Genomic DNA, 11,009 nt, shown 5'->3' on the forward strand with positions numbered 1-11,009 from the left:
CATGATTGAAGTCAAGAACCTGGTCCGCACGTTCAACTCCGGCGACCGCACCATCAAACCTGTCAATGACGTCAGCTTCGAACTGGAGCAGGGCACCCTCGCCTCCATCGTGGGCAAAAGCGGCAGCGGCAAAAGCACCCTGTTGTCCCTCCTCGGTGCCCTGGACAAACCCACCAGCGGGGACGTCATCGTCAACGGCGTCAGCCTGGCGAGCATGCCGGACGGGAAGCTAACGGAATACCGGCGCCGCGACATCGGCTTTGTCTTCCAGCAGTTCAACCTGATTCCCAACCTGTCCGCGGTGGACAACGTGATGCTCCCGATGGAGTTCGCCGGGCTGCGCAAGGGTGCCAGGCTGCAGCGGGCACAGGCACTACTTGAGCAGGTGCAACTGGTTCCGGAGAAGCATGACCGGCGCATCAACCGGCTCTCGGGCGGCGAGCAGCAGCGGGTGGCCATTGCCCGGGCCCTGGCCAACGAGCCCAAGCTGATCCTCGCCGACGAGCCCACGGGCAACCTGGACGAGCAGACCGGCGACCACATCATCGAACTCCTCAGCTCGCTTTGCCGGGACCACAACACCACCATCCTCGTGGTCACGCACGACCGTGCCCTGGCCAACAAAACGGACCGCCGCTTCCGCCTCCAGCAGGGCAAGCTGACGGAGGAGCCGGTGCACGCAAGGTCTGTGGTGGCCGCCTCGGTCTAGGCGCAGAATCGGGCGGCGGGGAGGGAGGCGGGGAGGGAGGCGGGGAGAGGCGAGTGGCGCAGGCGGAACAGCGAAGGGCTGGGAACGGCAGCTCCGCATGCCCCGCCCCCTCCCCAACGCTCTCTCACCTCCTGCGCGGCATTTCCCGACGCTCTCTCACCTCCTGCGCGTTCTACCCAAACGCTCTCTCACCTCCTGCGCGGCATTTCCCGACGCTCTCTCACCTCCTGCGCGGCATTTCCCGACGCTCTCTCACCTCCTGCGCGTTCTACCCAAACGCTCTCTCACCTCCTGCGCGTTCTACCCAAACGCTCCTGCACCACAGTGAGAGGATAAGCACCATGAGTGCGCTTATTGCCAAGCCTTGGTTGTCCAGCCAGTCCGATCAGGATCCCAACTCCGCCACGGGCGCTCCCCTTCGATGGGGCGTCATCGCCACCGGCGGAATTGCCCGCTCGGTGTCGGAGGACCTGGCTCTGCTGGCTGACGCAGAGCTGTATGCGGTCAGCTCCCGGGGACAGGACACAGCCGACAACTTCGCCGCAGCTTACGGGTTCGGTCGGGCGTACGGGGACGACGGCGGGGCTCACGGCTACGAGCGGTTGCTCGCCGATGACGCTGTGGACGTGGTGTACGTGGCGACCCCGCACGCGCAGCACCATGAAATTGTGCTGGCCGCGCTCAACGCCGGCAAACACGTCCTGTGTGAGAAGGCGTTCACCGTCAACGCCAGGGAGGCCGCCGAGCTTATTGACGTTGCACGGTCCCGGAAACTTTTCCTGATGGAGGCAGTCTGGAGCCGGTTCCTGCCAGGCATGCAGCGGGCCTTCGAGATCGCAGCCTCCGGTGAGCTCGGGGAACTTCAATGGGTGACTGCAGACCTGGGCTTCCCTGCCCCCTACTCGCCCACCTCAAGGCTCTGGGCCAGGCAGGACGGCGGCGGCGCACTGCTCGACATTTCGGTTTACCCGCTGCTCTGGGCGCTGGGGACCCTCGGTTTTCCGCAGACAATCAGTGCCTCCGGACATATCAATGACGATGGCGTTGACGCCCAGAATGCCCTGACGCTTGGCTACAACCACGGTGCGCAGGTGCAGCTGACGTCGTCGCTGTTGGCACATGGCCCGCGGACAGCCACTGTAGCCGGCAGCAAGGGCTTCCTGCAGAGCATTGGCTCCATCAACAACCCGCGGGAACTGGTGATTGCAACCGGGCGGGACGAACGCCGGGTTGAATCCTTCGACGTGGTGGGCCGCGGATATACCTACGAACTGCGTGAGGTGACACGGTGCATCCAGCAGGGCCTTCCCGAAAGCCCGGTGATGCCACTGGAGGACACACTGAACACGATGCGACTTTTCGATGGCGTGCGGGCGCAGCTGGGGGTCAGCTACCCGAACGATGAACGGCACGCCATCAAAGTGACACAGCCGTAAAGAATGCCAGTAGCACGTCACTGCTATGACATCGCTTCCAGTCGTTGTCACGTACCAACAGATGAATAACCAGATTTTGTCGATTTGTTTTAGGTTTTCCTAGACTTTCTGCGACTTTTGGTTTTAGGCTGTTGGCATCCGTCGAATGCATCGGTACTGGGGGTGGTACGCATGGGTATGGCTCGTTCTTCATGGCGTGCGCTGCGTCCTGTGCTCCTTGCCGGCGCGGCGACCCTGACCTGGCTGACGTTTTCGTCGCCGGCGGCTTCAGCGGATGCGCTTTCTGATACTTCGTCCCTGGTGGGTGGGGTGACCGGCACGGTTTCCTCGGTCACGGATAAACTCTCCGGCCCTGCACCTGTTGTCCCTCTACCTGCTGTCTCTGTGCCGTTTCCTGCTGTTTCCGGCGCTGCGGCCGGCCCTGCTGCTGCGCCTTTTCCGGCTGCTGCGGTGCCTTCTCCAGGGTTGCTTCAGCCCGTGGTGGGCCAGGTTTCGGGGCTCGCAGAGACCATTGTCGCGGCGGTACCGGTGGTGAACCGGGTGGTTCCCGCCGGTGCCGTGTCTGCTGTTGCGGTCCCGGTTGCCGGAGCCGCTGACGGAGCCACCGCGGCGGTGGTGGACGTTGTGGTTGTTCCCGTGGCTGGTGCTGTGCCGGTTCTTGAGCCCGTGCTGCGGCCCGTCGCTGACCTGGCCACTGGCACTGCCCCGCTGCCGGTGACGGTTCCTGACCTGTCCGTCGTGCCGGTTGCCCCCGATCCTTCCGACGCCGATTCTTTCGGGGCCGGTCTGGTTGACGGCGACGATCGTTCGGAGGCCGGTACGGCTGTGGCCGAGGCTCCTGGTGCTGTTTTTGTAAGCCCGGCGGTTGCGGGCGTGCCTGTTGCCGGCGCTGTGCAGGGCCAGGGTTCCGCCGCCTCCCTTGCGGGTTCGGGTGCCCTGGCGGGGACAGGGTCTCCGCTGTGGGCGTCGCTCGCGGGATCTGGTGTGGAGGCCGGGCAGCCTGAGGCGGCTGACCCTTCGCCGGTGCCTGTCCCGGATCCGCCTGTCCCGTTTCCGGCTGTCCCGGGGTCGGGGGCCGGCAGCGGTCCGTCGGGGTCCGGTTCCTCCGGTGCTGCGGCGTGGTTGAGCCCGTTCAGCTTTGTTCTTCCTGTTCCCGGTGCCCTTCGTGCCGGGGAAATTTCTGAGCACGTCCCTGCGCCGGTGTCCCTGGACCCCGGTTCCTCTCCTGACTAGTTGAGACCCGCCTGCCCCCTCTGTGAGTGGCAGGACGCGGCTTGTCGGGGTGCTGACACGGCATCCCTTACCTCAACTTTTTCAGGAGACATCATCATGAGTTCGAACCTTCGCCGGGGGATGCTCGGCACGCTCTTTGCCGGCGGGCTTTTAGCCTTCGGCTGCACCGCGGCCAACGCCGCGGACACCACCACCGGGCCGGATCTTTCCGCGTCCGCCCTGATCTCGGCGGCGGCCGCTGACACGTCGTCGTTGGGTCTGCTGGGTGACCCAACGCCGTCCCAGTCACCGGCCGTCGCCGCCGTCGTCACCGCCGCGCTGGATCTCGGAGCCCTGCCCGGCACCGGATCGGACAGCACCGGCCAGGCCAGCAGCCCGGACCTCGCCGCGGCCGCGGTCGTGGACGCCAACCTCGGCAACACGGTTCCCGCCGCACCGGCACCGGCCGTGAGCGACCTGACCGCCGCAGCGGACGTCGTGGTTGACCTGGGCAACGGGGCCGTCCAGGCCACCAGCCCGGACCTCGCCGCAGCCGCGGTCGCAAACGCCAACCTCGACAACACGGTTCCCGCCGCACCCGCCCCGGCCGTGAGCGACCTGACCGCCGCTGCGGACGTCGTGGTTGACCTGGGCAACGGGGCCGGCCAGGCCACCAGCCCGGACCTCGCCGCGGCCGCGGTCGCGGACGCCAACCTCGGCAACACCAACGCCGCTGACGGACTCACCACCTACGGTCTCGACGCCCTGGTCGACGTCAGCCTAGGCGGCACCAACGGCACCACCGACGGACTCACCACCGATGGTTTGGATGCACTGGTGGATGTCAGCCTCGGCGGCACGAACGGTGCTGCTGATGGGCTCACCACCAATGGTCTGGACGCCCTGGTGGACGTCAGCCTCGGCGGAAGCGGTACCGATGGCGCCACCGACGGACTTACCGCCAACGGTCTCGACGCCCTGGTGGATGTCAGCCTTGGCGGCACCAACGGTGCTACTGATGGGCTCACCACCAACGGCCTCGACGCCCTGGTGGATGTCAGCCTTGGCGGTACGAACGGTGCTACCGATCTCACCATCGATGGTTTGGATGCGCTGGTGGATGTCAGCCTCGGAGGTACGAACGGTGCTGCTGATGGGCTCGCCACCAACGGTCTCGACGCACTCGTGGACGTCAGCCTCGGCGGTACGAACGGTGCTACTGATGGGCTCACTACCAACGGTCTCGACGCCCTCGTGGACGTCAGCCTCGGCGGCACGAATGGTGCCACCGATGGGCTGACCACCGGTGGACTGGTTGCCGGCATCGACCTGGGCCTGGACCTCGGACTGGGACTGGGACTGGGTAGTGACGGTAATGGCACGGAGAACCCGGGCACCGGCACACCGGGCACCGAGAACCCCGGTACGGAAACCCCCGGTGACGGAAACACCGGAGGCACCGGGACCGTAGACCCCGGAACCGGCACCCCCGGCGACGGAGACGGCTCTGACTCCGGCACCAACAACGGTTCAGACTCCGGCACCACCGGAGCTGCAGCCGCCGGCGGCTTCTCCGCAGCACCGGCCGGTTCAACCGCAGTCAGCGGCGCCATCGGACTCGACACCACCGTCCGCGCCAACCCCGCCCCGGCAGCCACCACCCGGGGTGCCACCGCCCTCGCCAACACCGGCGCGGACACCACCCTGGTCCCGCTGGCCCTGCTGCTCCTGGCAGCCGGAATCCTCCTGATGCTCCGCAAGCGCAAGGTCTCCTAGGCACCCAGGACACCGAACGCTCACAGTGCCTGCACGCTGCGCCTGAAGCGGCAGCACCCGGCAGGCTAAGTGGAAGGAGGACCCCAACACAACACAAACCCAACACACAAAACACCGCAAACATGTCATCAGCACACATGTCCTTGTGGCCGGCGGTCCGGCAGCGAAACACCAACACGGTTTCGCCGCCGGGCCCCCGGCGTGTCACAGAACAGGGACCCGGCTAATCGTCCGTTTAGTCCACCGCCCGTATAATTTGTTGTACGACAGTGCCGCAGCGCACCGGGAGGAACAGGTCATGGTGGCGGAATCGCCTAGCTCCATCAAGAATGAAGTGGTTGGCGGTCGTTATCGGTTGGGTGAAGTTATTGGCCGCGGCGGAATGTCATCGGTGTACTGTGCCCGGGACGAGAACCTGGGCCGCGATGTCGCCCTAAAACTCTTTGCCCCGCAGGCTCCGGACGCCGACGAATTGAAGCGGCAGGAAGCGGAAATCCAGCTTCTGGCAACACTCAATCATCCTGGACTGGTCACGCTTTTCGACGCCGGTATCGATGACCGGATCCCTGACGAACCGAGACCTTTCCTCACCATGGAACTTGTTGACGGCCAGGATCTGCGGACCAGGATCCGGCACAGCCGCGTCCCCCTCGAGGAATTGGCAGTCATCGGGGCCGGCATCGCGGACGCGCTCGCTTATGTCCACGGTCTGGGTATCATCCACCGCGACATCAAACCAGCCAATATCCTGCTGGTGCAGATCCGGCCCGGGGAACCACTGCGTCCCAAACTTACGGACTTCGGCATTGCCCGGATCGCTGACTCCACCCGGCTGACAGCCACGGGAACAATGGTGGGCACTGCCGCTTACCTGAGCCCTGAGCAGGCCCTGGGCCAGCCCCTCTCCCCTGCCTCGGACATCTACTCCCTAGGGCTTGTGCTGATTGAATGCATCAAGGGCACGGTTGAGTATCCGGGCGGCGCAGTTGAATCAGCAGTGGCGCGACTGCACCGGGCGCCGGAAATTCCCGAGGACCTGCCAGCCGAATGGGCTGACCTGGTTCGCTCCATGACAGCCATCGAACCCCTGGAACGCCCCGCCGCCGCGGACATCGAGACCGCCCTCAGGCAGGCGCTGGTCTCGCCGGCTTCAACCCCGGGGGAACTCGTTCCCGAGACCACGAGGGTCCTGCCGGCCATGCCGTTCCACCCGCCCTCCATCACTGCTGAAGAGTCGGTGGACGAACTGCGGGAGGCAGCAGGGCCGGCTGGCGAAGCTTCCCCGGCCGTCCCTGGACAAGCAGCGAAGGGCAGGCAGCCGAAGAAGGAGCGGTCCACAGGATCCAAGCGCAGTCGCCTGTGGCTGGCGGTGCTCCTTGGGGTAGTAGTGGTAGCGGCAGCCGTGGCGGCAGTGTTGGTGAGTCTGTCCACCCAGTCCCCACGCGACGTCGTGCCTTACCCCACGGTGACCGGCGTCCTTGGCGAGCACCTCGAGGAACTCCAAAAGAGCGTGGAACCTTGAGCCTTGAACTGTTGGGCATTTCCAACGGCTCGCACGTGCGGGTTGTAAGGACGTGGACGGCTGCGGTTATGGCAGCCGTTCTGTTGGCTGGCTGCGGTCCCACCGACGCGGGACTGCAGCCAGGGACTGCCCGGCCGCTCCAGGCGCGGGTCCTGGAAGTCAGCGAGGCCTCCTCGCGGAATGATCCCGCCACCGCGATGAAAGCCCTGGAAGGCCTTGAGCAGGAGTTGGCTGCGGCACAGGCCAAGGGCCAAGTTTCAGAAGAGCGCCGGCAGACCATCACCACCGTCGCAGCGGCCGTCCGCGCCGACCTCGAGGATGCTGTTGCTGCGGCTGCCAAGGCAGCAGAAGACGCGAAAACCGCAGCGGACCAGGCGGCCCAAACGTCCTCGCCGTCCGCCGAGGCCCCGGCCCCGGCACCGGCACCGGCACCTGAGCCTGCGCCCGCCCCAGCAACCGAAACCGGGACCGGAACCGGAACCGGAACCGGAACCATTGACGACAAGAAGGACAACGAGGGCAAGGGCAAAGGCAAGGACTGAGCTATAAAAGCCCGACGGCGTCGCGTCGGCAGCGGGCCGCACGGTAGTTCGTGCCGCAATAGTAAAGAGGCGGTGCCCCGGGAATTTACCCCGGGGCACCGCCTCTTCGGTGTTGCCTGTTTCGCTGCCGCAGCAGCCGGCCCCTAGCTCAGGGTGGCGAGCACCTTGTTCAGCGTGGCGGACGGGCGCATCACGGCGGATGCCTTCGCGTCGTTCGGGTTGTAGTAGCCTCCGATGTCCACCGGCGAGCCCTGGACTTCAGCCAGCTCGCCCACAATGGTCTCCTCCTTGGAGGAGAGTTCGTCGGCGACGGAGCTGAAGGAGGTGGCCAGATCGGCGTCGTCCGTCTGCTTGGCCAGTTCCTCTGCCCAGTAGCGGGCCAGGAAGTAGTGGCTGCCACGGTTGTCCAGCTCGCCCGCACGGCGGCTGGGCGACTTGTTTTCCAGCAGGAAGGTGCCGGTTGCACGGTCCAGGGTGTCGGCCAGGACCTGGGCGCGGGCGTTGCCGGTGGTGGTGGCCAGGTGCTCGAAGCTGACGGCCAGGGCCAGGAACTCGCCCAGGCTGTCCCAGCGCAGGTGGTTTTCCTTGAGCAGCTGCTGGACGTGCTTCGGGGCGGACCCGCCGGCGCCGGTCTCGAAAAGCCCGCCGCCGTTCATCAGCGGAACAACCGAGAGCATCTTGGCGCTGGTGCCCAGTTCCAGGATCGGGAACAGGTCCGTCAAGTAGTCGCGGAGGACGTTGCCGGAAACCGAGATGGTGTCCTCGCCCTTGCGGATGCGCTCGAGGGTGAACGCGATGGCCTTCACCGGGGAGAGGATCCGGAGGTCCAGCCCCTCGGTATCGTGGTCCTTCAGGTACTCGTTGACCTTGGCGATGAGGTTGGCGTCGTGGGCGCGCTCCTCATCCAGCCAGAACACGGCCGGCGTCTGGGAGGCGCGGGCACGGGTGACGGCCAGCTTGACCCAGTCGCGGATGGGCAGGTCCTTGGTCTGGCAGGCGCGCCAGATATCACCCTCGGAGACCTGGTGTTCGATCAGGACGTTGCCGGAGCCGTCCACGATCTGCACGGTGCCGGCTTCCTGGAGTTCGAAGGTCTTGTCGTGGCTGCCGTATTCCTCAGCTGCCTGCGCCATGAGGCCCACGTTCGGCACGGTTCCCATGGTGGTGGGATCGTAGGCGCCGTTGGCGCGGCAGTCATCGAGGACCACCTGGTAGATCCCGGCGTAGGAGCTGTCCGGCAGCACTGCGAGGGTGTCGGCTTCCGCGCCGTCCGGGCCCCACATGTGGCCGGAGCTGCGGATCATGGCGGGCATGGAGGCGTCCACGATGACGTCACTGGGCACGTTCAGGGTGGTGATGCCCTTGTCCGAATCCACCATAGCCAGGGCGGGGCCGTCTTCGAGGCCCTTCTTGATGAGCGACTGGACGCCTTCACGGACGTCTTCCGGCAGGTCCTCGAGGCTGCTGAGGATGGCAGCGAGGCCGTTGTTGGGGCTGATCCCCGCGGCGGCGAGCTGCTTGCCGTAGGTGTCGAAGAGCTCGGAGAAGTAGGCCTTGACCACGTGGCCGAAGATGATGGGATCGGAGACCTTCATCATCGTGGCTTTGAGGTGGGCGGAGAACAGGACACCTTCTTCCTTGGCGCGGGCAACCTGTGCCTGCAGGAACTCGTCCAGGGCAGCGGCTCGCATCACGGTACCGTCGATGACCTCGCCGGCCATTACGGGGAAGGCCTTCTTCAGGACCTTGACCGAACCGTCTTCGCGGACCAGCTGGATGGCGATGGTGCCCTCGGACTCGATGACGACTGACTTCTCGTTGGAGCGGAAGTCGTCCTTGCCCATGGTGGCCACGTTGGTCTTCGAGTCGGCGGTCCAGGCGCCCATGGAGTGCGGGTTCTGGCGTGCGTAGTTCTTGACGGACAGGGGTGCGCGGCGGTCCGAGTTGCCCTCGCGCAGCACCGGGTTCACGGCCGAGCCCTTGATCTTGTCGTAGCGGGAGCGGACGGCCGTCTCCTCATCCGAGGACGGGTTGTCCGGGTAGTCGGGGAGGGCGTAGCCCTGGCCCTGCAGCTCGGCGATGGCTGCCTTCAGCTGCGGGATGGAGGCGCTGATGTTGGGCAGTTTGATGATGTTGGCTTCCGGCGTCTTTGCCAGCTCACCGAGTTCAGCAAGGGCGTCACCGATCTGCTGCTCGGGGGTCAGGTAGTCACCGAAAACGGCGATGATGCGGCCGGCGAGCGAAATGTCGCGGGTCTCCACCTCCACACCTGCTGTCGAGGCGAACGCCTCGATGATGGGCAGGAACGAATAGGTAGCCAGCATCGGCGCTTCGTCGGTGTGGGTGTAGATAATCTTGGACATGCGCGGGCGTCTCCCTGAAGGTCGGCTTAATTATGAAATCCGGTCTATTTCACCATCTATAACCTACCCGAGCCCACGGGTTTGAACCCTACTGGAATGTCAGGGTTACCCTTCCAGCGGACAGGATTACAGCGATGCAGAACGTCCGACGGCGTCACTCGCCCCGGGTGCCCGCCCGCCGTCGCGCTTTCCGCTTGGGGTGGGCCGCAGGGCCCCCTTGTTTGAAGCTGCGGGGCAGGAAAAGGACTAAAGCACTAGCCGATACGTGGCTACTATCTACAATGTTGTATCCGGCTATATGTTTGCCACGTCACTCATGGCCCTCCCCCGGGGCCCTCCCCGTTAGGACAGGACAACAATGATTCGCACCAGGTCCTTAGTTTCCGGATTTTTAAGCTTCTCAGCAGCAGCCGCACTGACGCTCTGCTCCGCAGGCGGGGCCACTGCTGCCCCCGCCGCTTCCGATGAAAAGAAAACTCCCACCGTCGTCAGCGCGGTTGTGGACAGTACCGGCGTGGCCGATTACTGGACCGCCGACCGGATGCGGCAGGCCGTTCCCGGCGAGGTCCTGAGCGGCAAGGCACTCGAACGCGGCAACCGCTCCAGCGTGGACACCGTGAAAAAGGGCAAGAGCAGCAAAATCAAGGGCACCCGCGCCAAGGCTGAAGCCCCAGCGACCGTGAAGCACATCGGCAAGGTCTTCTTCACCATGGGCGGCGCCAACTACGTCTGCTCCGGCAACGCCGTTACCTCCGCGAACCGAAGCACCGTGGCCACGGCCGGCCACTGCACCATGGACGGGCTGGGGCAGGAAGCTGAGAACTTCGCTTTTGTCCCCGCGTATGAAAACGGCGAACGGCCCTACGGCACGTGGACAGCCACGGCCTTGTACGCGCCCATCGGCTGGAGCTCCGGCGGCGACATGACGTACGACACCGCCTTTGCCGTGGTGGCCCCGGACGAAACCGGCCGGCTCCTGACCGACGTAGTGGGCGGCTCGGGCGTAGCGTTCAACCAAGCCAAGGGACAGTACTACACGTCCTATGGGTACCCGGCATCGAGTCCCTTTACCGGCGAGACCCTCAGGAGCTGCGCCGGCACGGCAAGGCCGGACACCATCAACCCGGGGTTCGGCACCCAGGGCATCCCCTGTGACATGAACGGCGGCTCATCCGGTGGTCCATGGCTGATCGGGTCAGGCCCGGGCGGCTTCCAAAACTCGATCAACAGTTACGGCTACAAGGGCTCGAAGGTTCTGTACGGCCCGGCCTGGGACGACGTCATCAAGGATACGTACACTGTGGCACAAGCTTCTTTGTAACGAAGCCGAACAACGACGGCGCCTGCCCCCTTTCTTGAGTTCTAGCGGTCGTTGCAACACCCATAGATTTTGGGAGTTGCAACGACCGTGCCGCATTTAAGCGATGTTTCAGCGGAGACCCGGAAGTA

General features: G+C 65.2%; 8 protein-coding genes. 7 read left to right on the forward strand and 1 reads right to left on the reverse strand.

Annotation, left to right across the window (positions count from 1 at the left end; translation table 11 throughout):
• Position 1 precedes the first annotated feature (1 nt).
• From ACFVYC_RS11945 to ACFVYC_RS11970, 6 genes are all read left to right on the forward strand, one after another.
• Positions 2–709 (forward strand): ABC transporter ATP-binding protein, encoded by a 708-nt coding sequence (locus tag ACFVYC_RS11945; RefSeq protein ID WP_387550075.1) that lies wholly within the window; start codon positions 2–4, stop codon positions 707–709.
• A 341-nt stretch (positions 710–1,050) separates the two neighbouring features.
• On the forward strand, positions 1,051–2,145 hold the full coding sequence (locus tag ACFVYC_RS11950; protein ID WP_387550077.1) for a Gfo/Idh/MocA family protein: 1,095 nt from the start codon (positions 1,051–1,053) through the stop codon (positions 2,143–2,145).
• A gap of 177 nt (positions 2,146–2,322) precedes the next feature.
• Positions 2,323–3,378, forward strand: a complete 1,056-nt coding sequence (locus tag ACFVYC_RS11955; RefSeq protein WP_387550079.1) for a hypothetical protein — start codon at positions 2,323–2,325, stop codon at positions 3,376–3,378.
• A gap of 96 nt (positions 3,379–3,474) precedes the next feature.
• The gene (locus tag ACFVYC_RS11960) at positions 3,475–5,133 is read left to right on the forward strand and encodes a beta strand repeat-containing protein (RefSeq protein ID WP_387550081.1); all 1,659 of its coding nucleotides are present in this window, start codon (positions 3,475–3,477) and stop codon (positions 5,131–5,133) included.
• A gap of 298 nt (positions 5,134–5,431) precedes the next feature.
• Positions 5,432–6,655: a serine/threonine-protein kinase gene (locus ACFVYC_RS11965; RefSeq protein WP_387550100.1), complete on the forward strand. Its 1,224-nt coding sequence runs from the start codon at positions 5,432–5,434 to the stop codon at positions 6,653–6,655.
• On the forward strand, positions 6,652–7,197 hold the full coding sequence (locus ACFVYC_RS11970; RefSeq protein WP_387550083.1) for a hypothetical protein: 546 nt from the start codon (positions 6,652–6,654) through the stop codon (positions 7,195–7,197). Before ACFVYC_RS11965 ends, ACFVYC_RS11970 begins: the two co-directional genes overlap by 4 nt.
• Positions 7,198–7,340: 143 nt before the next feature.
• Here the strand turns inward: ACFVYC_RS11970 and ACFVYC_RS11975 are convergent, their stop codons facing one another.
• Positions 7,341–9,560 carry an NADP-dependent isocitrate dehydrogenase gene (locus ACFVYC_RS11975; RefSeq protein WP_387550085.1) on the reverse strand — a complete coding sequence of 740 codons (2,220 nt, stop codon included), beginning with the start codon at positions 9,558–9,560 and terminating at the stop codon, positions 7,341–7,343.
• A 358-nt stretch (positions 9,561–9,918) separates the two neighbouring features.
• On the opposite strand from ACFVYC_RS11975, the gene ACFVYC_RS11980 reads away from it, so the two are divergent.
• Positions 9,919–10,881: a trypsin-like serine peptidase gene (locus ACFVYC_RS11980; RefSeq protein ID WP_387550086.1), complete on the forward strand. Its 963-nt coding sequence runs from the start codon at positions 9,919–9,921 to the stop codon at positions 10,879–10,881.
• The last annotated feature ends 128 nt before the right edge of the window (positions 10,882–11,009 follow it).

Source organism: Pseudarthrobacter sp. NPDC058329 (genome assembly GCF_042879835.1).
Lineage (GTDB): Bacteria > Actinomycetota > Actinomycetes > Actinomycetales > Micrococcaceae > Arthrobacter.